The organism is Nocardia sp. CA-136227, from assembly GCF_050955695.1.
GTDB lineage: Bacteria > Actinomycetota > Actinomycetes > Mycobacteriales > Mycobacteriaceae > Nocardia.
This window is the reverse complement of sequence record NZ_CP192081.1, coordinates 782,884-804,048: the sequence shown is the minus strand read 5'-3', so window position 1 is coordinate 804,048 and position 21,165 is coordinate 782,884. Positions and strand designations below refer to the sequence as shown.

The 21,165-nt window shown below is 69.9% G+C and carries 20 protein-coding genes; 9 read left to right on the top strand and 11 right to left on the bottom strand.

Annotated features, from left to right (window positions below; genetic code table 11):
• Window positions 1–102 precede the first annotated feature (102 nt).
• Complete coding sequence (locus tag ACQP06_RS03785; RefSeq protein WP_433670519.1) at window positions 103–504, top strand: hypothetical protein; 402 nt, start codon at window positions 103–105, stop codon at window positions 502–504.
• 62 nt (window positions 505–566) lie between these two features.
• Here ACQP06_RS03785 and ACQP06_RS03780 read toward each other — a convergent pair whose 3' ends face one another.
• The gene (locus ACQP06_RS03780) at window positions 567–1,430 is read right to left on the bottom strand and encodes an LLM class flavin-dependent oxidoreductase (protein ID WP_433670517.1); all 864 of its coding nucleotides are present in this window, start codon (window positions 1,428–1,430) and stop codon (window positions 567–569) included.
• 163 nt (window positions 1,431–1,593) lie between these two features.
• On the opposite strand from ACQP06_RS03780, the gene ACQP06_RS03775 reads away from it, so the two are divergent.
• From ACQP06_RS03775 to ACQP06_RS03760, 4 genes are all read left to right on the top strand, one after another.
• On the top strand, window positions 1,594–2,337 hold the full coding sequence (locus ACQP06_RS03775; RefSeq protein ID WP_433670515.1) for a HalD/BesD family halogenase: 744 nt from the start codon (window positions 1,594–1,596) through the stop codon (window positions 2,335–2,337).
• Window positions 2,338–2,421: 84 nt separating this feature from the next.
• A complete protein-coding gene (locus ACQP06_RS03770; RefSeq protein WP_433670513.1) occupies window positions 2,422–3,780 on the top strand; it encodes a WS/DGAT/MGAT family O-acyltransferase in 1,359 nt (452 codons plus the stop codon).
• A gap of 14 nt (window positions 3,781–3,794) precedes the next feature.
• A complete protein-coding gene (locus ACQP06_RS03765; RefSeq protein ID WP_433670511.1) occupies window positions 3,795–4,604 on the top strand; it encodes an RluA family pseudouridine synthase in 810 nt (269 codons plus the stop codon).
• A gap of 134 nt (window positions 4,605–4,738) precedes the next feature.
• Window positions 4,739–5,518, top strand: a complete 780-nt coding sequence (locus ACQP06_RS03760; protein WP_433670509.1) for a metallophosphoesterase — start codon at window positions 4,739–4,741, stop codon at window positions 5,516–5,518.
• Here the strand turns inward: ACQP06_RS03760 and ACQP06_RS03755 are convergent.
• Complete coding sequence (locus ACQP06_RS03755; protein WP_433670507.1) at window positions 5,499–6,566, bottom strand: AraC family transcriptional regulator; 1,068 nt, start codon at window positions 6,564–6,566, stop codon at window positions 5,499–5,501. The genes ACQP06_RS03760 and ACQP06_RS03755 overlap by 20 nt on opposite strands.
• A 97-nt stretch (window positions 6,567–6,663) precedes the next feature.
• Between ACQP06_RS03755 and ACQP06_RS03750 the strand changes: the two genes are divergently transcribed.
• On the top strand, window positions 6,664–8,136 hold the full coding sequence (locus tag ACQP06_RS03750; protein WP_433670505.1) for a flavin-containing monooxygenase: 1,473 nt from the start codon (window positions 6,664–6,666) through the stop codon (window positions 8,134–8,136).
• A gap of 14 nt (window positions 8,137–8,150) precedes the next feature.
• On the opposite strand, the gene ACQP06_RS03745 is transcribed toward ACQP06_RS03750, so the two are convergent.
• Window positions 8,151–8,792, bottom strand: a complete 642-nt coding sequence (locus tag ACQP06_RS03745) for a YczE/YyaS/YitT family protein (RefSeq protein ID WP_433670503.1) — start codon at window positions 8,790–8,792, stop codon at window positions 8,151–8,153.
• A gap of 242 nt (window positions 8,793–9,034) precedes the next feature.
• On the opposite strand from ACQP06_RS03745, the gene ACQP06_RS03740 reads away from it, so the two are divergent.
• Window positions 9,035–10,264 carry a lipase family protein gene (locus ACQP06_RS03740; RefSeq protein WP_433673232.1) on the top strand — a complete coding sequence of 410 codons (1,230 nt, stop codon included), beginning with the start codon at window positions 9,035–9,037 and terminating at the stop codon, window positions 10,262–10,264.
• 27 nt (window positions 10,265–10,291) lie between these two features.
• Here the strand turns inward: ACQP06_RS03740 and ACQP06_RS03735 are convergent, their stop codons facing one another.
• From ACQP06_RS03735 to ACQP06_RS03720, 4 genes are all read right to left on the bottom strand, one after another.
• A complete protein-coding gene (locus ACQP06_RS03735) occupies window positions 10,292–10,945 on the bottom strand; it encodes an ammonium transporter (protein ID WP_433670501.1) in 654 nt (217 codons plus the stop codon).
• A gap of 148 nt (window positions 10,946–11,093) precedes the next feature.
• Window positions 11,094–11,858 (bottom strand): CbiQ family ECF transporter T component, encoded by a 765-nt coding sequence (locus tag ACQP06_RS03730; RefSeq protein ID WP_433670499.1) that lies wholly within the window; start codon window positions 11,856–11,858, stop codon window positions 11,094–11,096.
• Window positions 11,855–13,927, bottom strand: coding sequence for an ABC transporter ATP-binding protein (locus ACQP06_RS03725; protein ID WP_433673231.1), 2,073 nt, complete (start codon window positions 13,925–13,927; stop codon window positions 11,855–11,857). Before ACQP06_RS03725 ends, ACQP06_RS03730 begins: the two co-directional genes overlap by 4 nt.
• A 145-nt stretch (window positions 13,928–14,072) precedes the next feature.
• Complete coding sequence (locus ACQP06_RS03720) at window positions 14,073–14,690, bottom strand: TetR/AcrR family transcriptional regulator (protein WP_433670497.1); 618 nt, start codon at window positions 14,688–14,690, stop codon at window positions 14,073–14,075.
• Between the two features lie 86 nt (window positions 14,691–14,776).
• Between ACQP06_RS03720 and ACQP06_RS03715 the strand changes: the two genes are divergently transcribed.
• Together ACQP06_RS03715 and ACQP06_RS03710 are read left to right on the top strand one after the other, a co-directional pair.
• On the top strand, window positions 14,777–15,778 hold the full coding sequence (locus ACQP06_RS03715) for an SDR family oxidoreductase (protein ID WP_433670495.1): 1,002 nt from the start codon (window positions 14,777–14,779) through the stop codon (window positions 15,776–15,778).
• Window positions 15,779–15,850: 72 nt separating this feature from the next.
• Window positions 15,851–16,495: a cysteine hydrolase family protein gene (locus ACQP06_RS03710; protein ID WP_433670493.1), complete on the top strand. Its 645-nt coding sequence runs from the start codon at window positions 15,851–15,853 to the stop codon at window positions 16,493–16,495.
• Here ACQP06_RS03710 and ACQP06_RS03705 read toward each other — a convergent pair.
• The 4 genes from ACQP06_RS03705 to ACQP06_RS03690 all read right to left on the bottom strand — a co-directional run bounded on the left by ACQP06_RS03705 (window position 16,492) and on the right by ACQP06_RS03690 (window position 21,107).
• Window positions 16,492–18,765: an ATP-dependent DNA ligase gene (locus ACQP06_RS03705; protein WP_433670491.1), complete on the bottom strand. Its 2,274-nt coding sequence runs from the start codon at window positions 18,763–18,765 to the stop codon at window positions 16,492–16,494. The two genes, ACQP06_RS03710 and ACQP06_RS03705, sit on opposite strands and share 4 nt — an antisense overlap.
• 131 nt (window positions 18,766–18,896) lie before the next feature.
• Window positions 18,897–19,184 carry an antitoxin gene (locus ACQP06_RS03700; protein WP_433673230.1) on the bottom strand — a complete coding sequence of 96 codons (288 nt, stop codon included), beginning with the start codon at window positions 19,182–19,184 and terminating at the stop codon, window positions 18,897–18,899.
• Window positions 19,185–19,218: 34 nt separating this feature from the next.
• Complete coding sequence (locus ACQP06_RS03695) at window positions 19,219–20,340, bottom strand: MBL fold metallo-hydrolase (protein ID WP_433670489.1); 1,122 nt, start codon at window positions 20,338–20,340, stop codon at window positions 19,219–19,221.
• 41 nt (window positions 20,341–20,381) lie between these two features.
• Window positions 20,382–21,107 carry an enoyl-CoA hydratase gene (locus ACQP06_RS03690; protein WP_433673229.1) on the bottom strand — a complete coding sequence of 242 codons (726 nt, stop codon included), beginning with the start codon at window positions 21,105–21,107 and terminating at the stop codon, window positions 20,382–20,384.
• Window positions 21,108–21,165: the final 58 nt, after the last annotated feature.

Here is a 21,165-nt window from a genome sequence, read left to right as displayed (position 1 = left end):
GATGCTCACAGCGGCCGCCACCCAGGTTTGGCATGTTGTTCACCAGCGATTCACGCCTCGACATCATCAAAAGCTCATATGGCGCGGTCCAATATCAGTGTTATGTCTCGATCGCTGCGCAACCGCGTACTCACCGTCACCGTGGTCGGCAGCCTCGGCCTCCTGCTCGCCGTGGGGTCGGCCACCACCGCCAATGGCGAACCCCGGGCAGTCATCCAGGGGCGCGGCGAGGTGACCGCGCACGTCACCGGCGAGAAGCCGAACAACAAGTGCCAGATCGCGGGACACGACGTGAGCGGGCCGTGGGGGGTCGTCGGGGCCGACGGGACGGTGGACCTCACCCTCGGCGCGGCGTATCGCGGCGGCAAACGACTTCGGGTGATCTGCGAGGACCCCAAACGCGGTGACGCCAGCCTGCACACCGTGAAGTCGGACCGCGTCGCCTTCGACGGGCTGCTCTCCCCGATCCGCCAGATCATGCACCACCACTTCTTCGGGGCCTGATCGACTCTCAGGGGCTTCGCCCCCGAACCCCCTCGAGATTCGCGGGGCTCAGCCCCGCAACCCTAAAGAGGCGGGTGCCCCGCGCGCGCCGCGGCGACCGCCGCTCGAACCGCGGGCGCGGTCTCGGCCGCGAAATGCTGGGTGGGGCGCTCGCCTTCGGGATCGACGGGGAGCAGGAACTGGCTGATGCCCTGAGTCAGGGCGAGGTCGGTGAGCTGGGGCGGGCTCATGGTGGGGTCGATGACGTAGGCGCGGCGGATCAGGGCGGGGATACGGCCGGATGATCGGGCGGCGTCGTCGATGGCGGCCATGCGGGCCGGGAGGGTGACAGGCGGGGCGTACGCGGCGCTGCCGAGCCAGCCGTCGGCGAGTTCACCGGTCAGGCGGAGCGCGCGGGGACCGTAGACGCCGAGCCAGATGCCGATCGGATGTGCCGGGACCGGGCCGGGTTTCGCGCCGCGCAGCGGGTAGAAGTCGCCGGGGAGGCGGGAGCGGTCGGCCTCGCCCCAGAGCGCGCGCAGCACGCCGATGGCCTCGCGCAGCGCGCTCAGGGCCTGGCCCGGGGTGCGGCGCGCGCCGCCCATGGCCTCGATGGCGTCCCAGAACGCGCCCGCGCCCAGACCCAGTTCGACGCGGCCCGCGCTGAGCAGGTCCAGGCTGGCGGCGCTGCGGGCCAGCACCGCGGGCTGGCGCAGCGGCAGATTGGCGACCGCGGGCATCAGGGTCAGGGTGCGGGTGACGCCGGCCAGATAGGACAGCAGGGTCCAGGTGTCGAGGAAGGCGGGCTGATACGGATGATCCTGGACGGCCAGCACTTCCAGCCCGGAGTCGTCGGCCTGCCGGACCAGGCGCAGCAGGGCACGCCCGCGCGCCGCATCGGGCGGGACGAAGATGCCGAACCTGAGCTCATGCCCGTAATCCGCCATAGCAATTATCAAGCTACCGCGCGGGCCCGGGGCGCGGGGCGATATCGGGCCGATTCGGCGCGTCCGGCGAAGATATCCGTTCCATATCGTGATCGAGCGGAAACCCAACTCCACAGTCGTTGCCGGACAACGCAATACAATCGAATCCGAAAGGGCGTGCGCGATGATGCGGGTTCACAACACGGTCGATACGGCTCGGCGGCACCTGAGGGAGGTCGATCCCTCGGCTCTGGACCACGCGCGAAAACGGTTGGCCGAGACCGGAATCGCCAAGCTGAGCTTCCTGCTCCCGCACCGGGTCAAACGCGTGCTCGCGGCCGAGACCCTCGCCCTGCTCGACCACCATCGGCAGTGGGGCGAGCTGCTCCCCGAGGGCGAGGGCCTGGCCCGCCAGCAAGTGGACTTGACCGGCGCCGACGTCGCGGCCCACACCGCCTGCATCCCCCGGCTCTACGACTGTGAACCCTTGCGGCACAGCCTGTCCATGATCACGGCCGAACCCGTGCTGCCCTGCCCCGAACCCGAGCGCTTCCACGTCAGCCGCCGCCGGCACGACGACGCGCTCGGCCGATGGCATTGGGACGCTTACGCTTTCACGCTGGTTCTGGTGGTGGAATGCCCGCCGCTGGCCGAGGGCGGCTTCGTGCAGACGGTGGCGCACACCTGCCCCGACCCCTACGACGCCGACGTGCACCGGATCCTGACGCGCAATCCGATCCACTCCTGGGAACTCGGCCCCGGAGATCTCTACCTGCTCCGCACCGACACCACCCTGCATCGCGTGCACCCGTTCGCGCACGGCCGCCGAACCACCGTCGCCATGTCCTTTGCGGCCCGGACGGAACGCGATGCCGTAGGTTTGCTCAAACGCTCAACGAGAGCCGAATCACAGACAGTGATAGCCTGATTTTCTGTTAACGCAGCGGGGGGCAGCGTCGCCGCACCGTATTCCGCTCCGGGCAGTTGTGCCCACCCGGCAAAGGCGGCTCCCATGGACCTTCTCAATCCGCTCGACGCGATATTCCTGGCCATCGAATCCCGCGAGCACCCCATGCACGTGGGTGGCCTCCAGCTGTTCGAGCCGCCCGCCGACGCGGGCCCCGACTACACCCACGAACTGTTCGAGGCCATGGCCGCGAGCACCCAGGTCCGCACCCGCTTCCGCCGCAAACCCAGCCGGCTCCTGGGCGGCTTCTCCAGCCTCGCCTGGTCGCACGCCGACACCGTGGATCTCGGCTACCACCTGCGCCGATCGGCGCTGCCCGCGCCCGGCGGCATGGGTGATCTGCTGGATCTCACCGAGCGTCTGCACGGCATCCTGCTGGACCGGCACCGGCCACTGTGGGAGGGCCGCCTCATCGAGGGCCTGAGCGACGGCCGCTTCGCGCTCTACATGAAGATGCACCACGCCCTCATCGACGGCGTCTCGGCCATGCGGCTGCTGCAGCGCACCCTCACCGACGACCCGCTCGACACCCGGATCGCCGTCCCGTGGGGCACCCCGCCGGTGCCGCGCGACGACAGCGCCGAACCCGAGAGCCCGTGGGCCCAGGTGCGGAAGGCGGTGCCGCGGTTGCTGCGCGCGAGCGGGTCGATCGCCGCGCCGTTGCGGGGCGCCCTGGACGGGCGACTCACCCTGCCCATGACCGCGCCGCGCACCCTGCTCAACACCTCCATCGGCGGGGCCCGGCGCATCGCCGTGCGGTCCTGGCCGCTGGAACGGATCAACGACGTCCGGCAGGCCACCGGGGCCACCGTCAACGACGTGGTGCTGGCCATGAGCTCCGCCGCGCTGCGCGCCTACCTGCTCGAGCGGGACGCGCTGCCCGAGGAGCCGTTGATCGCGATGGTCCCGGTCAATATCCGCAATGCCGCCGAGGCCGACACCTCCGAGGGCAATATGGTCGCGGCCTGCCTGGCGAACCTCGGCACCCACCTCGCCGACCCGGTGGAGCGACTCGAACAGATCCGCACCTCCATGCGCGACGCCAAGCAGGTGTTCACGCAGCTGCCGAAGCTGGAGGCGATGCTGCTGTCGGCCGCGCTGATGACGCCGCTGGGCGTCTCCCTGCTACCCGGTTTCGAGGCGTTGCCGCGCATGCCGTTCAACCTGGTGATCTCGAATGTGCCGGGACCGCGCAAGCCGGTCTACCTGCAGGGCGCGCGGCTGGACGCCAACTATCCGCTCTCGATTCCCTTCGAATCGCAGGCCATGAACATCACGCTCACCACCAATGGCGACAACCTCGACTTCGGTCTGGTCGGCTGCCGCCGCACGGTGCCGGACCTCGATCGCATGATCGACCATCTGGAGAACGGTCTGGCCGAGCTGGAGAAAGCGGTCGCCTGACGCGGAGCCGAGAGTTGGCCCTCGCTACGCTGGAGCGGGTGATGTCGTGGCCCGAACTGCGGAAAGAATGCCTGCTCCTCGAGGACGAGGCGGTGCTGGCGTTGAACAAGCCCGCCGGGATCTCCGTCACCGGTGAACGCCACGACACCGACATCGTGGAAATGGCCGCCGCGCAGGGCGAGACGCTCTACCCGGTCCACCGCATCGACAAGGTCACCTCGGGTCTGGTGCTGCTGGCCAGGGAGCTGCCCGCGCACGGGCAGCTCACCCGCCAGTTCAACAAGCGGACCGTGGAGAAGGCGTACCTGGCCGTCACCGCGTCCACCGGGCTCCCCGACCGCGGCGTCATCGACCTGCCGTTGAGCGTGGGCCGCAAGAACCGGGTGCGCATCGCCGCGCCCCGCGAGAGCATCCGCCGCGACGGCGACACCTGGCGCGTCGACGACCAGGATGTGCTGGCGGGCAAGAATTATCCGTCGATCACCGAATTCACCACGCTGGCCCGCGGCGCGGACAGCACCGTCCTGGCATTGCGCCCGATCACCGGGCGGCGGCACCAGATTCGCGTCCACCTGGCCTGGATCGGCCACGCCATCGCCGGCGACCCGCTCTTCGACAGGTCCGGCGCGTTCCCCCGCACCCACCTGCACTCCTGGCGGCTGTCGCTGGACGCGTCCTGGCGGCCGTCGGGCCGTCTGGAGCTGGAAGCCGAGCCGGGTGCGGACTTCTGGCGCGTCGGCGACGCCACCGTGGTGGACGACCCTCGGCAACTGCTGAGCAGCGCAAGCGAACTCATGGCCCGCACCACATCACCGGGTCACTGATTTGCGTTCGCTATATTGGGTGGCGGGTCTCACCACGACCACATCCGGGCAGGTCAATTAGCCTGAATGGGGTGCTGCGGTGCGGCGGCACAGCCGGGCGCAATGCTGCGACCCATGACAGAAAGCGAACGCCGATGGTTCTGCTCGCTCAGCTCAGTGACACCCACTTCAATATGGGCGCACGCAATGTCGAACGCGCCGAACGGGTGATGGCGTTCCTGGCCGAGCTGCCGCGGCGACCCGACGCCATCATCGTCACCGGCGACATCGCCGACGAGGGCGAGCCGGGGGAATACCAGCAGGCCCGCGCCGCGCTGACCGCCGATCTGCCCGTGCTGATCCTGCCCGGCAATCACGACGACCGCGGCAATATGCGCAGCGTCCTGTTCCCCGGCGCCGAGGGCACCGGCCCGATCAACCAGTCCTACCGCGTCGACGGTGTCACCCTCGCGCTGCTCGACTCCAGCATCCCCGGCAAACCGGAGGGCATGCTCGAGGACGAGACCTACGACTTCCTCACCGACCTGCTCGCCGCCACCCCCGCCGACCAGACCGTGCTGATCGCCATGCACCATCCGCCGGTGCCGGTGCGGTCCACCGTGGTCGACCCGATCCGGCTCACCAATCCGGAACGGCTGGCCGAGATCGTGGCCGGCGACGACCGGATCGCCGCGGTGCTCACCGGGCACGTGCACGCCGGGCTGATGACCCAGTTCGCGGGCAAGCCGCTGATCGTCGCGCCGAGCGTGTCCTCCACCATCGGCTGCGAATGGGAAACGGCCGCACCGGGACACGTGCCGATCGACTTCGCGCCCGACCCGTCGATCATCTTCCACTCCATCGAGGACGGCCGGCTGCTGTCCATGTTCCGGCCCATCGCCATGGGCGGCTGGCTCAGCGAACCGCTGGACTGACCGCGCCGCGCCGGTACGCCGACGGGGTGGTGCCGGTCCAGCGTTTGAAGGCGTGGATGAAGGTCGACGCCTCCGCGTAGCCGAGCCGGATCGCCACATCGCTGACCGACAGCGGTGTGGCGGTGAGCATCTCCTCCGCCAGCGCGCGCCGCACCTCGTCCAGCAGCTGGCGGTAGCTGGTGCCCGCCGCGTCCAGGTGGCGGCGCAGGGTGCGGGTGCTCATGTTCAGATCCCGTGCCACCGAGTCGATTCCGGGCGGCACCGCGAAACCGTCCAGTCCGCCGCGCGGCACCAGCCGCTCCCGCACCTCCGCGGCGATGCCGGTGCGGGCGCGGCGGCGCGACACCAGTTCGCGGCACTGCGCCAGGCACATGGCCCAGGTGTGCTCGTTGGCCTGCGGCAGCGGCCGTTCCAGGACCGCCGGATCCATCGTGAACAGGTTGTGATCGGCCTCGAAAGTCGGTGTCACGCCGTAGATCTCGGTGTACATGTCGAGACTGCCGGGGGCCGGGAAGTCGAAGTCGGCGCGCAGCAGGTGGATCCGGTTGCCGGTGAGGTCCGACATCATCTGATGCATGGCGGTGACATCACGCTCCACCAGGAAGCGGCGGACATCGGCGGGCACGCCCTCGTCGTGGATCCGGGCCACGAACTCGCCGGGCCGCCAGCGGGCCGCCGGGATGCAGAAGGTGAAGCTCAACTCCAGGTAGCGCAGGGCGAAGGCGATGGCCTCCCCCAGGGTTGGGCTGCTGACGCAGGCGAAACCGAAGATGCCGAACGTGGTGATGCGGTACCGCCGGCCCACCTCCAGCCCGAGGTTCGGGCGCGCACCCAGCTCACGCACCAGATTCCGGATCACCGCCAGCTCGGTGTGCGCGTCGATCTGCTCGTCCGGGTTGGCCAGCTGCCGCTCGCTCAGCCCGCTGCCCTGCAGCATGCGCGCCGCCGGGACCCCGTGTTCGCGTGCGAAACCGACCATGAGCGCGACACTCGCCACGCCGCGTGGGAAGTCCCAATCCCGGATTCCCGCCTCCTGCACCGTGCCCATAGCCTGATTATGGCCGAAATTCTCGATCCGGTCGCCCACTAAATTCGACGAGCGCTCCTACCCTGAGAAGAGTCTTCGATGTGTGAGGAGCACCACAATGCCGGAGGTCATCATCATCGGCGCGGGGTTCGGCGGGCTCGGCATGGCGATCGAGCTGCAACGCAACGGCTTCCGTGAATTCACCATTCTGGAACGGGCCGCGGACCTGGGCGGAGTGTGGCGGGAGAACACCTACCCCGGGGCGGCCTGCGATGTGCCGTCACCGCTCTACTCCTTCGCGCACGAACCCAAACCGAGGTGGCGGCAGCGGTATTCGACGCGCGAGGACATCTGGGAGTACATGCGCGGGATCGCCGATCGGCACGGGCTGCGCGACCACATCGTGTTCGGGGCCGACGTCAGCGAGGCGGAATTCGACGAGGCGACCGGGCAGTGGACGGTACGGACCGCCGACGGGGTGGCCCGGACCGCCGACGTGCTGATCTCGGCGGTCGGGCAGCTGTCACGACCGGCCATGCCGCCGATACCCGGGATCAAACGGTTCGCCGGGGAATCCTTCCACTCGGCGCAGTGGGATCACGACGTGAAGTTGGCCGGCAAGCGGGTGGCCTGCATCGGGACCGGCGCCAGCGCCATCCAGTACGTTCCCGAGATCCAGCCGCAGGCCGCGCACCTGACGGTGTTCCAGCGCACCGCGGCCTGGGTGCTGCCCAAGTTCGACACCGACTACAAGCCGGTGCATCAGCGGGTGCTGGTCGCGGTGCCGGGAATGCCGGTGGCCGAACGGCTCTCGTGGTGGCTGATGGCCGAATTCCTGGCACTGGGCCTGGTCGAGTTCCCCGGAATCGCGCGGGTCGTGTCCGGGATCGCGGCGAAGCATCTCGAGGAGCAGGTCGCCGATCCGGAGCTGCGCGCCAAGCTCACCCCCGACTTCCCGATCGGCTGCAAACGCGCGCTGTTCTCCAACGACTACTACCCGGCCCTGTGCGAACCCAATGTCACCGTGGAGACCACCGCCATCGGCGAGATCGTCCTCGAGGGCATCCGCACCGCCGACGGCGCGCTGCACGAGGCCGACGTGATCATCTACGGCACCGGCTTCAAGGGCACGGAATTCCTGTGGCCCATGAAGATTCGCGGCCGCGGCGGCCGCAACCTGGAGGACGCCTGGGACGGCGGCGCACACGCCTACCTCGGCATCACCGTCCCCGAATTCCCCAACCTGTTCCTGGTCTACGGCCCCAACACCAACCTCGGCGTCGGCTCCATCATCTACATGATCGAATCCCAGGCCCGCTACATCCGCCGCGCCCTGCAACTCCTCGGCGAGCGTCCCCGCACCTACCTCGAAGTCCGCCCCGACCCCGAACGGGCCTACAACGACGCCCTCCAGCACCGTCTGGCCCGCACCCCCTGGAACTTCTGCACCAGCTGGTACCGCACCGCCTCCGGCCGGATCACCAACAACTGGCCCGGCACCACCCGCAGCTACCGCCGCCGCACCCGCGACCTCCACCTCCCCGACTACACCTTCACCCAGGTCGGTTCCCAGCCACACGAATTCCAGTAGTCCGGACACCGCCCTCAGATGGCCAACTCCTCCCGAGTGTCCGGCTCCGCTTCGGGCGCGAGTTCCGCCTCGTGGAAGCCCGGCAGGTAGCGGTCCACGAACGGGATCATGAGCTGGATCAGCGGGCCGATGCCGAACGCGTACACCAGGGTGCCGACGCCGACGCTGCCACCGAGCAGCCAACCTACGGACAATACGGTCGCCTCCAGCCCTGTCCGCACGGCCCAAACCGGTCGGCCCGTACGGCGAACCAGGCCAGTCATCAGGCCATCGCGCGGACCCGGACCCATCCCCGCGCCGATATAGAGAACCGTCGCCACCGCATTGAGGACCACGGCCGCGCCCATCGCCCCGATCCGGAGCGGCAGCCCGGGCAACTCCGGCAGCAGCCAGAGGCCGGCGTCCACCGAGACGCCGATGACGACCACATTGCTGACCGTGCCCAGACCTGGCCACTGGCGCAAGGGAATCCACGCCAGGAGGACGGCCGCGCCGGTGATCGCGACCACGGTGCCGAAGCTCAGCGGGACGTGGTCGGCGACGCCCTGATGGAAGACGTCCCAGGGGTCCAGGCCGAGGGCGGCGCGGATCATGACGGCCATGGAGAGGCCGTAGAGCCAGAGTCCGATGTAGAGGGCGAGGAGGCGACGCGGCATTGGTCGAGCATGGCGGCAACTGGCATGCAAACGGTAGATCCAGTTACGAAGAGCTGGACTTCTTGCTGGATATATCTTTTCGTGTGACAAACCGCGCAACGCCGTAGTTACGGCGCGCGGGACGCCATTGACCGGGTCGGACGGCGGCAGTACCTTGGGGTCTCCGATGTGCCGGAGTGATCAGGCGCGAACAGCGGGTCCGTGGTGTCCGGAGTGTCGGGAAGTGCGACGCTGGAGGCGTGATGCGGCGGGATGGCGCATGGTTCGGATCGGGGTGGCGGATCGGGCTGATCGGCGCGGCGGCCCTATTGGCGGCGGTGATCGCCGGGCCCGGCGCCAGGGCGGAGATTCCGGTTCCCGACGCCGACCCGTTCTATTCGACGCCAATCGACCTGGGAGAGTACGGAAACGGGACGATTCTCGATTCCCGGCCGATCGCCGTCCTGGGGCTGCCGCTACCGGTCGCGGGCTGGCAGGTGCGATACCGCACCACCGATTCCGCCGGGCAGGCCGCCGCCGATGTGGCCACGGTGATGGCTCCGCTCACCCCGTGGACCGGGCCCGGGGATCGCCCGTTGCTGTCGTATCAAATTGCCGAGGACAGTCTCGGAACCCGTTGCGCCCCATCGTTCGCACTGGGCGGGGGCCGCGACCTCGCGATCACCAACACCCTGCTCGACGTGCCGTTCCTGACCGAGGCACTGCGGCGCGGCTGGGCGGTGGTGGTGTCCGATTACGAGGGCGCGCAGTCCCGATTCTTCGACGGAATCAACTCCGGCCGCGCGGTCCTGGACGGCGTTCGCGCCGCCAAAGCCTTTGCACCGCTGGGCATCACCGATGCCAGCCCGCTCGGGGCCTGGGGCTATTCCGGCGGGGCCTTCGCGACCCTGTGGGCCATGCAGCTGCGGGCGAGCTATGCGCCCGAGCTCTGGTTCTCCGGGGTGAGCTCCGGCGGCGTCCCCGCCGACATCCCCGCCATCGCCAGCGGCGTGGACGGCAGCGTGCAGGCCGGACTGGGGGTGCTGATCCTGATCGCCATGACACGCAACGATCCCGGCCTGTCGGACTCGCTCAATGACAGTGGCCGCGCGCTGATCGAACAGGAATCCGCTTCCTGCGGAAGCGATCTCGTGGCCCACCACGCGTTCCGGCACATTGACGACTACTCGGCGATCCCGGACATCCTCGGCAGCCAGGTCTTCCGGTCCGTCACCGATCGCCAGGAACTGGGTGGCTGGGCGCCGGACGTGCCGCTGTACCTGTACCACAGCAATTCCGACGACGTGATCCCGTCTCGGGGCTTCAGCGATCTCGTCGACCGCTACTGCGCGCTGGGCGCGACCCTCACCGCCGTGCACTCGGACATCCCGGGACACAACCCCGCGGCGGTGATAGAAGCCTTGGGCGCCATGGACTTCCTGGCCGACCGCTTCGCGGGCGAGCCGGTCACCGCCGGGTGCACCGTGCGCTGAGGCGCGGCGCACCCGGCGGCCGGAGCCTTACGCGCCGGGGTTCGCCCACTTGGTGGTGCCGGGCGCCGCGGTCAGCGTGCTGATCAGGTCGACGCCCGCGATGAGCAGGGCCGGGCCGCCGACCACCAGGGTGCCGATGATGGCACCCACGGTGGCCGCGACCGGCACCGTCGCGAGGCCGGCGGGACCACCGGCGAATCCGATGAGACCGACGACCGCGCCGAGGGCCAGGCCGACAAAGCTCCCGATGGCGGTCGCGATGCCGAACTGGCTGGCGAAGGTCTGCATGGCCAGCTGGTTCTCGGCCAGCGACGCCACCGGGCGCAGCACCGGGGTGGCCGCCGCGACATCCTTGACCGCGGTCATGTTCAGGACGGTGCCGTCGTCGCTGACGGTGGCGGGCACCGGGTAGCTCAGACCGTCCTGGGTGAAGGACAGTGGCAGCTCGAGCACGGTCGCACCGGAGGCGTCCTTGATATCGACGGCGCCGCCGGACAGCTCGAAGGTGCCGTCGGTGAGGGTGGTGACGACGGTGTTGCCGACCAGCTGGGTCTGGTAACCGATATCGGGCACCGTGGCGTCGGCGTGGGCCACACCGGCTCCGGCGATGGCGACGGCCGTGACTACCGGCGCGGCGACAGCGGTGATCTTGCGCAGCATCATGGGTCTTCCAATCTTCATCAGGTTTTTGTGGCAACACACGGCTCAGGTTGAAGAATTCCCCCTTGTGTGTCCGCCCTGAGCCCGCTTGCCATTCGGCAACGCGCTCTACGCGCCTCACGGTAACGTGCGATGCCGACAACCTCGATAATTTTCGGGCCGCGTCGTCCTATATGACCAGTTCCACGGCGATTCCGAGCGCGCACACCAATCCCACCACCAGAAGCGCCACCGCATCGGCGCGTCCCGGCGAGCTGGGCCGGGCGGTCAACTCGCCGGTGCCGCCGCGGGTCGTGATGGCCTCGCCGAGCTCGCCGGCACGGCGGCTGGAGACGGCCATGCTCGCGGTCAGAATGTCGACGAGCGGATTCTCGGCGGCGCGGTGCAGCAGCGAATCCTTGGGCCGCAGCCGCCGCGCCGCCCGCAGCAGGCGCATCTCCTCGAGCAGCAGCGGCAGGCCGCGCAGCGTCAGCGCCACCACCACCGCCCACTCGTCGACGGGCACCGAGTGGCGAACCCCGTTGCGGGTCCAGCCGATTCGCTTCAGCGGCGCGCCGAGCCGGGCCAGCGCGGGCGCGACCTCACCCATCGGCGTGGTCCAGGCGACCAGGAACGACGCGCCCAGCAGCAGGAATCCGAACACGATCACCTGCGCGTACCGCAGCAGCGCGGACGACCCGACCGGCGCGTTGATGGCCGCGCCGATCGCGATGCCCAGCCAGAGCAGCCACGGGAAACGCGGCAGCGTGCCCAGCGGCAGGCGGGCCAGCAGGAAGACCGCGATCAGGAACGCGGCCGCCACCCCGAGCAGCGCCCACGACGGGATGAACATGAGCAGCAGGCTGATCGCGAAGACGGCGATCATCTTGGTGCCGGCCCACAGTCGATGCACGGGGCTGTCGACGGGGACCTCACGGAGGACGACGCTGCTCATCGGAGACCTCCGGTGAAGTCGTGCGCGTACGGCGCCGCGGCGGTGGTGTTCTCGACGAGCCGGCCGTCGCGCAGGTGGACGGTGCGGTCGCAGACGGCGGCCATATCGGCCACGTCGTGCGAGATGACGATCAGGGTCAGACCCGAATCACGCAGGCGGGCAAGCAGTTCCACCACTCCCGCGCGGCCTTCGGGGTCCAGTCCGGCGAGCGGCTCGTCGAGCACCACCACGTGCGGGTGGCTGGCCACGATGGCCGCCAGCACCACGCGTTTGGCCTGGCCGCCGCTGAGTTCCTCGATCGATCGGGTGGCCAGGCTCCGGTCCAGACCGACCTCGTCCAGCGCGCGGGCAACAGCGTAACTGCCGCGGCCGCCCCAGTCCTCGATCTCCTCGCCCACGTCCTGACGCTGCAGCTGCAGGCGGGAATGCTGGAAAGCCAACTGCACGGCCCCGATTCGCTTGTGCACCGGATGGGTCGTGCCCATGGGTTCGCGCAGGGTGCAGGTGCCCGAGGTGGGCACGGTCAGCCCGGCCATGATCCACGCGAGTGTCGATTTGCCGGACCCGTTGCCGCCCACGATGAGCAGGGCCTCGCCCCGCCGGACGCTGAGGTCGACATCGTGCACGGCGGGCGCTTCCCATGGGGTGCCGCGGTTGTAGGTGTGGCCGACCCCGGTCAATTCGAGAACAGGCTCACCCATCGGCCGACGCCGCGGGTCGCCGGCCGGACGCGGCCAGGCGGGCAGGTGCGCGACCGAACGGCCCTGTTCGAGATGGATCACCCGGTCGGCCGCGGACGCGTCCGCTTCGTGGTGGGTCACCAGCACGACGGCCATGGGGTGGCGACGTGGCAGGCGGGTCAGCAGTGCGACCAGGTCGCGGCGGCCTTCGGGGTCGATCATGGAGGTCGCCTCGTCGGCGATGAGCAGGGTGGGCTGCCGGGCCAGGGCGGCGGCGACGGCGAGTCGCTGCTGCTGGCCGCCGGACAGCGTCGCGGTCTCACGCCCGCCCATGCCGGTCAATCCGACCTCGGCGAGCAGTCCGTCGATGTCCACGGCCGCCGCGTCCGCGGTGGGCAGACCCCACACCACGTCGTCCGCGACGAGCACGCCCAGGGTCTGGCTCTCGGGTCGCTGCAACACCATCGCGGTGCCGCCGCGCACGCCGAGGCCCGCCGCGCCCGGGCGGGTCACCGTTCCGGAGGTGGGCGGACGGCCCGCGAGAATCCTGGTGAGCGTGGACTTTCCGGACCCGTTGTGCCCGACCACCGCCACGAACTCGCCGACATCGACGGTCAGATCGATGCCGTGCAGGGCATCCGCGCGGGCGCCCTGATAGCGGAAGGTGACGCCGCGCAAGGTCACCGGCAGCGGGGCGACCGGTCGCGGATCGTCCGGCGCGTCGAGCAGGCTGTCCCGCCCCGGCAGCCAGGCCAGCCGATCCAGCACCCGCCCCAGCACGAACCACGAGAACACGCCGCTGACCAGCATCGCGGCAATGATTCCGCCGCCCACGAACGCCCACCACCAGTGCAGGATGGTGTCGGTGTACCCGGCGATCGCGCGCCCGATCGGCTGCAGCGCATCCTGCTTCGCCGCAAGACTCTCCAGACCCTTCGAGGAGTTCCGGATGCTGTCGAACAGCAGGTTCCGCGACCGCGAGAACACCAGCAGCATCCCGATCGTGAGCGTCGCCATCACGGACCCGGCCATCGCCGACAACGCCACCACCGCGGGCAGCCCGCCGCGCCGCCGCTTCACCGTCCCGATGATGCCGCCGATGACGGCGACGCCGACCAGGTTCTCCGCGGGCAGCAGACCCGCCGCCACGAACGTCACCAGCGCGCCCGCGATGGTGGTCGCCAACTGCGCCCGGAATCGATGCCGGTGCGCGAGCAGTCCCATGGGCACGGCGGCCACCAACTGCAGCACCGCCGCGAACGGCACCAGCGACCCGAGGGTCACCAGCCCCACCGTGGCCCCGCCCAGCACGGCTCCGGCCGCCAGCTCGATGGGCCGCAACGCCCCGTGCGGCAGCGTCGGCCCCTCGGTTCTTCCGGCCTGCGCCACGCCGACGGGCTCGGCCAGGCCGCCGCGAATCCGGTACGAATCGGTCACGTCTACCAGTCTGCCGTGTCCGGGCCCCGACCCCCGCAGACCTCTCAACATCTCCACAGAGTCCGGGCACCACCCGCACAATCCGGCGGGGCGGGATTCAGCTCCGGTCGATGAGGTCGGCGAAGATGCGGGTGATGCGGTCGGTCAGCGCTTCCGGGGTGGTGCCGGATTGGGTGGCGCGGAGGGCGAATTTGCCGTCGACAGTGAGAGAGGCCATGCCGTGGGCGAGGGACCACCAGGCCAGGGTGGTGGTTTCGGTGTCGGTGGCGGGGAGGAAGCCGGAGTCGGCGGCCGCGGCGACGGCGTCGACGAGGACGGCGTAGGCGGCGTCGCCGGCGGCTTCGGTGTCGGGGTGTTTGTCCGGCTGGGAGAGTTCGGGGCGGAACATGATGCGGAAGTAGGCGGCGTGGTCGCGGGCGAAGGCGACGTAGCCGTCGGCCATGGCGATCAGGGCGGCGCGCGGATCGGGGGCGGTGTCGCGGGCGGATGTCATTGCCGCGCCGAGGATTTCGAAGCCGCGGGCGGCGAGGGCGGACATCAGGGCGGCGCGGTCGGCGAAGTGGTGGTAGGGCGCGCCGGGGCTGACGCCCGCGGTGCGGGCCACCTTGCGCAGGCTCACCGCGGCCAGGCCCTCGGACTCGATCAGCCGCAGAGAGGCGCGCAGTAGTTCCTCGCGGAGGTCTCCGTGGTGATAGCGGTCCTTGGTCGGCGGCATGGCATGAGCGTAAGGGGTTGACGGCGCGCGGCCTCGCAATCTATACATTGTTCAGATTCTAAACACTGCTCAGATTGGAGTCGGAGATGTCCGATCTCGTTCTCGTCACCGGTGCTTCGGGGTATGTCGCGGGGCATGTCATCCAGGAATTGCTCGGCCACGGCTATCGAGTGCGCGGCACGGTCCGCTCGGCCGCCCGCGCCGCCGACGTGGCCGCACTGCTGCCCGGCATCGAACTGGTCGAAGCCGACCTCGGCGCGGACGCGGGCTGGGCGGCGGCCGTCGCCGGCTGCCGGTACGTGCTGCACACCGCGTCACCCTTCCCCTCCGACGCACCGGAAAACGAGGACGACCTGATCCGCCCGGCCGTCGACGGCACCCTGCGGGTGCTGCGCGCGGCCGCCGCCGGTGGCGTCGAACGCGTCGTGGTCACCTCCTCGATCGCCGCCATCCAGGCCGGGCACGAGGGCCGCCTGCTCACCGAGGCCGACTGGTCCGACCTCGCGGCCTGCGAGGCCTACCCGAAGAGCAAGACCCTGGCCGAGCGCGCCGCCTGGGATTTCGCCGCCGAACACCCGGAACTCGAACTGGCCGTGATCAATCCGGGCATGATCATCGGGCCCGTGCTGCGCGCCGAGGCGGGCACCTCCGTGGACGGCATCCGCGCCCTGCTCGCCGGGGGCATGCCCGGCGTGCCGCGCCTGAACTTCGCCACGGTCGACGTGCGCGACCTCGCCGTCGCCCACCGTCTCGCCATGGAAACCCCCGGCGCCGCCGGCAACCGGTACATCTGCGCGGGCGACAGCATCGCCTTCCCCGAGATGGCCCGGATACTCGCCGGCCGCTACCAGGTCCCCACCCGCGCCCTGCCCGACTGGCTGGTCCGGTTGAGCGCCGCCTTCAACGCCGACGCCCGCACCGCCGTCCGCTACCTCGGTCGCAAGGAGACCGTCAGCGCGGACAAGGCCCGCCGCGAACTGAACTGGACCATGCGCCCGGTCGCCGACTCCTTGCTGGACACCGCCGACAGCCTGGTCCGGTTCGGCCTCGTCCCCGCGCCCAAGCCCGCCCGCGCCGCGGCCGCCTGACCGTCCGGCACCGTTCCGCACAGGCGTAGGGTGGCGAAAGAGGGTGGGGCAGAAAGCGATTGCGGAGGGCTTATGCGGCGCGGCAACGGTGTGGAGATTCCGGAGACGCTCGAGGATGTGTGCGCACCGGACAAGATGGCGGTCATCGTCTACGACATGCAGGCCGGAGTGCTGGGCCAGCTCGACGACGGCCCGGCGATCACCGAGCGCGTCGTGCGCGTGGTCGAGGCCGCGCGGCGCGGCGGCTACCCGATCATCTTCCTGCGGCACTTCTTCCTGCCCAAGCGGCTCATGGGCAGTTTCGCCATGCGGATGGCGATGACCTGGCAGGGCAAGGACTCCATCGACGACGTGGTCCCGATCCTGCAGCGCGACACCCCGGGCTTCCAGCTGGTGCCGGAACTGCAACCGCGGGAGGGCGAGGTCGTCTTCGACAAGACGTCGATGTCGGCGTTCGAAGGCACCCCGCTCGCCTCGACGCTGCGTGACCTCGGGATCGGGTCCTACGCCATCGTCGGCGTCGCGCTGGAGATCGGGATCGCGCCGACGGTGTGCCACTCCACCGATCTGGGCTTCGTGCCGGTCGTCGTCCGCGACGGGGTCGGCGGGCGCGACGAGCCCGGCAAGCAGCGCGCCTGGGAGGACTTCGAATTCCAGGGGCACGCCATCGTCACCGACTCCGACAGCCTGATTCCGTTGCTGGAGAAGTCGAGCTAGTCGGAGCCGGGGATCCAGGCCGGATGCCACAGGCGTCCGGTCTCGGTCCAGTTCTGGAAGCGGACCATGCCCGTGAGCTTCGGCGTCACCCAGACCGCGTCGCGGCGCTCGTCGGCGGTGAGCTCGTTGTCGAACGGGCTGGTCTTGCGTTCCAGCCGGCGCAGGCGGTCGGCGAGATCGCTCATCTCCTGCTCGCTGAAACCGGTGCCGACCCGGCCCAGGTAGTACAGCTCGCCCTGATGCGGGACGCCGACCAGCAGGGACGCGAACTGCCGCGCCGCCGAACGCCGGTAGCCGCCGATCACCACGGACAGCGTCCGCCAATTGCGGGTCTTGATCCAGGACTGGCCGCGGCGGCCCGGGAGGTAGACCGAGTCGCGCCGCTTCGCGACCACGCCCTCCATGCCGTGCTCCTGGCTGTAGCGCAGCGCGTCCGCGCCGGACCCCGGCAACCGCGCCGGCACGATCAGCGAACGCGCCTGCCCGGCGAGGGCTTCCAGCACGCGCCGCCGATCGTCGTAGCGTTTGCGGATCAGCGAGGTGCCGTCCAGATACAGCAGGTCGAAGGCCAGGAAGACCGCGCGGCCCGAATCCGCGCGCAGCAGGCCGAGATTCGCGCCGCCGTGATCGTCGAAGACCACCGCCTCGCCGTCGAGCACCGCGGAATGGCCGGACAGTTCCTCGCCGAGCACGGCCAGGCCGGGGTATTTCCCGGTGACGACGTGCCCGGCGCGGCTGTGCAGGGTCACCGCGCCGTCCTCGATCTCGGCGATCAGCCGGAACCCGTCCCATTTGGTCTCGAACGCCCACTGTTCGGCGTCGAGCGTGGTCACGTCACCGGCGGTGGCCAGCATCGGCATGACGCCGCGCGGCATGGGCGCGGGCGTCCGCGGCGTCGAGACCGCTTGCGCCCCCGCGCCGTCCTTCCCATTGCCGCCCGGCGGCGTCTGGTCCTTCATCAGGTGCATGAGCCACTGGTTGCCGTTGGTCTGGATGAGCGCGTACCGCCCGCTCAGCCGCTGTCCGCGCAGCCACACGATGACCTCGTCGTCACGCCACTTCTCGGGCTCGTAGGTGCCGGAATCCCAGATGGTCATCTCGCCGCCGCCGTACTCGCCCTTCGGGATGGTCCCGTGGAAGGTGAGGTACTCGATGGGGTGGTCCTCGGTGTGCACGGCCAGCCGGTTCTCGCCGGTGTCGGTGGGCGGGCCCTTGGGCACGGCCCAGGAGGCGAGCACGCCGTCGCGTTCCAGCCGGACGTCCCAGTGCAGGCGGCGGGCGTGATGCTCCTGCACGACGAAACGATCGCCCGGCCCGTCCGCCGGTGGGCCCGGGGGCACCGGTTCGGGGGTGCGACCCGGGTCACGCATGGATCGGTAGGTGTCGAGCCGATCCGGTCGCGGCACCGCGTCGTCGAGTCCGTCGAGCAGGTCGCCCTGATCCTCGAAGCGGCGCAGGACCTCGTCGAAGGTCAAGTGCCGCAACTTCTTCGGCTTCTCGATCTCCGCCCAGGACCGGGGCGCGGCCACCCAGGGCTGGGCGCGGCCGCGCAACGAGTACGGCGCGATGGTGGTCTTGGCCGGATTGTTCTGGCTCCAGTCCAGGAACACCTTGCCCTCGCGCGCCGACTTGGCCATGGTGGCCGTGACCAGCTCGGGGCGCAGCTGCTGCAGATTGGTGGCGACCTGTTTGGCCACGGCGGAGGCCCCGTTCGGGCCGAGCCTGCGGTCCAGCGGGACGTAGATGTGAATTCCCTTGGAGCCGCTGGTGACCGGGTACGCCGGCAGGCCCACCTCGCGGACCACATCGCGCAGGATGAGCGCTACCTCGGCGCATTGCGCCAGCCCGGCGCCCGGTCCGGGGTCCAGGTCGAAGACCAGCCGGGTGATGTCGCCGACCTCGGGGCCGTCGAAACACCATTGCGGCACATGCAATTCCAGGGCGGCCTGCTGACCGAGCCAGGCCATGCCCGCGACGGTGTCGATGAGCGGATACGTGACCGGTCGGTCGGAATGCTGAACGGTGCGTCGCGCCAACCACTTCGGCGCGTGCTCGGCCAGATTCTTCTCGAAGAACGACTGCTCGTCCACGCCGTTCGGCCAGCGCTTGCGGGTCACCGGCCGCTCCGCGATATGCGGCAGCAGGGCCGGGGCGATGGCGGTGAAATAGTCGATGACCTCGCCCTTGGTGGTCCCGGTGGCCGGGTACAGCACCTTGTCGAGGTTGGTCAGCCCAACCTCGATGCCCCCGAAATCCCTGCGGGACCCCATGACAGCAGTTTAGAGCCGGGACCCGCCGAAAACCGGCAACCCGGAAGGCCCGTGAAAAGCCAACGGGCCGTTCGGGTCAAGCGGCGGAGCTGCCCCGCCACTCCCGAACGGCCCGTGGATGACCGCTACGACTACGCCGGAGGCTGTTCGCCTTCCGGGGTTTCCGGGGCCGGGGCGGGTTCGGCCGCCGCCTCGGCGGGCGCCGGCTCCGCCACGGGGGCCGCCGCCGCGCCCTCGGCCGCGTCGGTCCCGAGCGCCGACTTGACCGCGTCCGTGCCCTTGTCGATCTGGGAGGAGTACTTCCCCCCGGTCTTCTCGTCGATCACCTGACCGGCCTTGTCGACCGCCTGCTCGATCTTCTCGGCGTTCTGGGCCGCCACCTCTTTGCCCTTGCCGACCAAGCCCTTGAGCGTGTCCATGAGACTCACAGCCCTGCTCCTTCACTCCGGTCCGTTATTGGCGAACATCTTCCCACCACGAATCCCGTGGTGGGAGGCCAATCGGGTCGATCCGCTGGCCGGGCTTCGGCACGGCGATGCGTGTCCCGGCAGCCTCCGCCGCCTCGACCAGTCGGCGCACCGGCTCCGACCAGCCGTGGAAGGCCAGATTGAAGGTGGCCCAGTGAATCGGCACCAGCACCCCGAACTCCGCGTCGCCGACACACAGGTCGGAGTGGGCGCGGACCGCCTCCTCCGGGTTCATGTGCACGTCCGGCCAGTGCCGGTCGTAGGCGCCGATAGGGAGCAGGGTCAGGTCGAACGGGCCCAGGCGCGCGCCCGCCTCGGCGAACGCCTTCGTATAGCCGGTGTCGCCACCGAAGTAGACCCGCCGGGTCGGGCCCGCGATGGACCACGACGCCCACAGCGTGGTGTTGCGCACCAGGCCGCGACCCGAGAAGTGCCGCGCCTCCGAGCAGGTGATCACCAGGTCCGTGCCGTCACCGCGGTCGCGCCGCAGCTCCGACAGCGAAACCGAGGCGGCCCAATCCAATTCGACGATGCGGTGCTCCGGCACCGACCAGTGCCGCAGGTGCGCGCCGATGCCGACGGGCACGATGAACACGCAGTCCTGGCCCTCGATCAGGCCGGTCACGGTGTCGCGATCCAGGTGGTCGTAGTGGTCGTGGGAGATGAGCACCGCGTCCAGCGACGGCAGCGCCGACAGCGGCGACGGCACCGGGTGCAGGCGGGCCGGGCCCACCAGCGGCGACGGCGACACCCGCTCGCTCCACACCGGATCGGTCAGCACCCGGTAGCCGTCCACCTCGACCAGGCAGGTGGCGTGCCCGTACCAGGTCACCGCCAGTTCCCCGGCCTGCTCCGGCAGTTCCGGCGTCACCAGCGGGATGGTCCCGGACGGGCGGCCGTTATTGCGCTGGGTGGCCAGCTGATAGAGCAACTCCAGCGGAGAACCGCTGAGCTGACTGCTCGGTTCGGTGTTGTGGAACTGCCGATTGCGATAGGTGGTCGCCCCGCGCGCGGTCGGCGCGATCGCCGAGATCGACGCACCCATGGCCGAGGGAATCCCCCATGCCGCCCGAAACACCCAGGAAAGACCGAAAGCGCCCGCTGCCATACCCACCAGTCTCCGCGCATTGTCGCGCGCGCACCGCCCGTTCATCGGCCCTCGAACTTCGCGGACCGCTTCTCCTGGCGAGCCGCGCGCGCCTCCTGCGCGTCGGCGCTCTGCCAGGCGGCGTCGAGGGCGGCGCTCTGCGCGGCGGTGTCGGGGCCGCGGGTGTCGTCGTCGTTGAAGACCAGCTTCAGATGCCGCAGCGACAGCGGCGCGAGTTCGGCGATCTGCTTGGCCCACGCCTGCGCGTCGGCCAGGGTCCCGATCTTGTTGGCGAAGCCGAAGTTGTAGGCGTCCGCGGCGGGGACCCGCTCGGCGCCCAGCAGAATCGTGCGCGCCGGACCGGCGCCGATCAGCGACGACAGCCGTCGCACGGTCCAACGGTCAACGGAGATACCGAGTTTCGCGGCCGGGACCGCGATGAACGAATCCGGCGACATCACGCGGAGGTCCGAGGCCAGGGCCAGTTGCACGCCCGCACCCAGCGCGCCCCCGTTGATCGCCGCGATCACCGGCACCGGAATGGTCTCGATGGTGTGCAGCATGGCCAGCAGACCGGTCAGGAAGCTGTCCGAATACACCCCGTCCAGATCCGCGCCCGCACTGAAGATCGGCCCCTGACCGGTCAGCACGATCACCCGCGCCGACTCCGCGGCCTCGTCGAGGGCCGCACGCAGGCGGCCGATGAGCTCCTCGTTCAGGGCGTTCCGGCGATCCGGACGCTGCAGTTCGATGGTCACGACCTCGCCATCGCGGCTGACTCCGAGCATCTGTACCTTCCCCACTGTCCACCTCAACGGGCTGCCTACCCATGATCTGCCTTCACTG

What these genes read in the sequence shown, in the direction of transcription:
- ACQP06_RS03785 (WP_433670519.1), top strand. Translation starts at nt 103, where the DNA reads ATGTCTCGATCGCTGCGCAACCGCGTACTCACCGTCACCGTGGTCGGC.
- ACQP06_RS03730 (WP_433670499.1), bottom strand. Translation starts at nt 11,858, where the DNA reads ATGAGCAGCGTCGTCCTCCGTGAGGTCCCCGTCGACAGCCCCGTGCAT.
- ACQP06_RS03720 (WP_433670497.1), bottom strand. Translation starts at nt 14,690, where the DNA reads ATGCCGCCGACCAAGGACCGCTATCACCACGGAGACCTCCGCGAGGAA.
- ACQP06_RS03690 (WP_433673229.1), bottom strand. Translation starts at nt 21,107, where the DNA reads ATGCTCGGAGTCAGCCGCGATGGCGAGGTCGTGACCATCGAACTGCAG.
- ACQP06_RS03710 (WP_433670493.1), top strand. Translation starts at nt 15,851, where the DNA reads ATGCGGCGCGGCAACGGTGTGGAGATTCCGGAGACGCTCGAGGATGTG.
- ACQP06_RS03775 (WP_433670515.1), top strand. Translation starts at nt 1,594, where the DNA reads ATGATGCGGGTTCACAACACGGTCGATACGGCTCGGCGGCACCTGAGG.
- ACQP06_RS03755 (WP_433670507.1), bottom strand. Translation starts at nt 6,566, where the DNA reads ATGGGCACGGTGCAGGAGGCGGGAATCCGGGATTGGGACTTCCCACGC.
- ACQP06_RS03780 (WP_433670517.1), bottom strand. Translation starts at nt 1,430, where the DNA reads ATGGCGGATTACGGGCATGAGCTCAGGTTCGGCATCTTCGTCCCGCCC.
- ACQP06_RS03695 (WP_433670489.1), bottom strand. Translation starts at nt 20,340, where the DNA reads ATGGCAGCGGGCGCTTTCGGTCTTTCCTGGGTGTTTCGGGCGGCATGG.
- ACQP06_RS03705 (WP_433670491.1), bottom strand. Translation starts at nt 18,765, where the DNA reads ATGGGGTCCCGCAGGGATTTCGGGGGCATCGAGGTTGGGCTGACCAAC.
- ACQP06_RS03750 (WP_433670505.1), top strand. Translation starts at nt 6,664, where the DNA reads ATGCCGGAGGTCATCATCATCGGCGCGGGGTTCGGCGGGCTCGGCATG.
- ACQP06_RS03745 (WP_433670503.1), bottom strand. Translation starts at nt 8,792, where the DNA reads ATGCCGCGTCGCCTCCTCGCCCTCTACATCGGACTCTGGCTCTACGGC.
- ACQP06_RS03700 (WP_433673230.1), bottom strand. Translation starts at nt 19,184, where the DNA reads ATGGACACGCTCAAGGGCTTGGTCGGCAAGGGCAAAGAGGTGGCGGCC.
- ACQP06_RS03760 (WP_433670509.1), top strand. Translation starts at nt 4,739, where the DNA reads ATGGTTCTGCTCGCTCAGCTCAGTGACACCCACTTCAATATGGGCGCA.
- ACQP06_RS03770 (WP_433670513.1), top strand. Translation starts at nt 2,422, where the DNA reads ATGGACCTTCTCAATCCGCTCGACGCGATATTCCTGGCCATCGAATCC.
- ACQP06_RS03740 (WP_433673232.1), top strand. Translation starts at nt 9,035, where the DNA reads ATGCGGCGGGATGGCGCATGGTTCGGATCGGGGTGGCGGATCGGGCTG.
- ACQP06_RS03735 (WP_433670501.1), bottom strand. Translation starts at nt 10,945, where the DNA reads ATGAAGATTGGAAGACCCATGATGCTGCGCAAGATCACCGCTGTCGCC.
- ACQP06_RS03715 (WP_433670495.1), top strand. Translation starts at nt 14,777, where the DNA reads ATGTCCGATCTCGTTCTCGTCACCGGTGCTTCGGGGTATGTCGCGGGG.